The following is a 1,437-nucleotide window of genomic DNA, read 5'->3' on the forward strand; positions in this document are numbered from 1 at the left end:
TGAAGCCGTAGAACAGCTCCTCCTGCATCACACTTTGCTCGCCCATCATCGACTCAATCTCCTCTTACGACGAAGATTGAATCAGATGGGATATTCGGCTTGAGCCCCATCTTCGACGGTGATGGACGGAGGTGCTGCGCTCCGAGCTGATGATAGAACGTGGTCTGCAGCTACAGCCACAAGCATCAGGAAAGGAAACGCAGCATGAAGCATTATGCCGGATTGGATATCTCGGTAAAAGAGACCGCCGTTTGCATTGTCGATGAAACTGGCAAGATCTGCCGCGAGGTCAAGGTGGTCAGCCACCCCGACGACCTCACCGCGGTTCTGAAAGATCCCGCCTTGCGCATCGAGCGGATCGGGCTCGAGGCCGGACCGTTGTCGCAATGGCTGTTCGAAGGCCTGGCCAGGGCCGGTTTGCCGGCAATCTGCATCGAGACCCGACACACCAAGGCATTCCTCAAGGCGCGGCCGAACAAGACGGATCGCAATGATGCGCGCGGCATCGCACAGATGATGCGCGTCAACCTGTTCCGCCCGGTGCATGTCAAGACGCTGACGAGCCAAAAGCGCCGCGCGCTGCTGACGGCGCGCAAGCTGCTGCAGGAAAAGGCCCTCGCCATCGAGAACGACCTGCGCGGCCTGTTGCGCAATTTTGGGCTCAAGGTTGGCGTCGTCGGGACCGTCAAGTTTGAGGATCGGATTCGCGAGCTCGTCGAAGGACGCTGTGAACTGGCCGAAATTGTCACGCCGCTGCTGGAGGCGCGCTGCAAGCTGCGAGAACAGTTTACAGTTCTACATCGCAGACTTCTGAGAATCGTGCGGGACGATGAGGTCTGTCGGCGCTTGATGACGATCTCCGGCGTCGGTCCTGTGGTGGCGCTGGCTTATACCGCGACGATCGACATTCCACAGCGATTCAGAAACTCCAAAACGGTGGGGTTCATCCTGGGACTGACGCCGGTGCTCAACCAATCAGGTGAAAGTCACCGCGTGGGTCGCGTCTCGCTGTGCGGCGATGGGATGATGCGCACCTTGCTCTACGAAGCCGCCCAAGTGATGCTAACGCGCGTCAAGAAGTGGTCATGGCTGAAGGCGTGGGCGATGAATGTCGCCAAGCGGTGCGGCCTGCGAAAAGCGATCGTCGCACTCGCCCGCCGGCTGGCGGTCATCATGCACCGCATGTGGGTGGACGGCACCGAATTCCGCTGGACGCGGGAGGCCTCCCAGCCGCTATCTGACCGGGAAGGCCGTAAGGAGAGAGACAAGTTCCGCCACCGGCGGAAGCACGTCCTTCGCGGGACGATGGATGAGGCGAGTTCGTTGAAGCACTCGGACCGGTCGCTCACTGCAGCCGATCAGGCCGCGAATCAGATTGTGCCGCTTCATTCTCCTGATCCCATGCTGGGAGGGCTAAAGCCGATCCCGTAGAGAAGC

At 60.1% G+C, this 1,437-nt stretch carries 1 pseudogene; it reads left to right on the forward strand.

The features are described from left to right. Positions 1-204: 204 nt before the first annotated feature. Positions 205-1,221: pseudogene (locus NKH41_RS33980) on the forward strand (IS110 family RNA-guided transposase); the annotation flags it as partial. Between the last annotated feature and the right edge of the window lie 216 nt (positions 1,222-1,437).

The sequence above is a fragment of the Mesorhizobium sp. M1169 genome (assembly GCF_040318345.1).
In the GTDB taxonomy this organism is placed as follows: Bacteria; Pseudomonadota; Alphaproteobacteria; order Rhizobiales; family Rhizobiaceae; genus Mesorhizobium.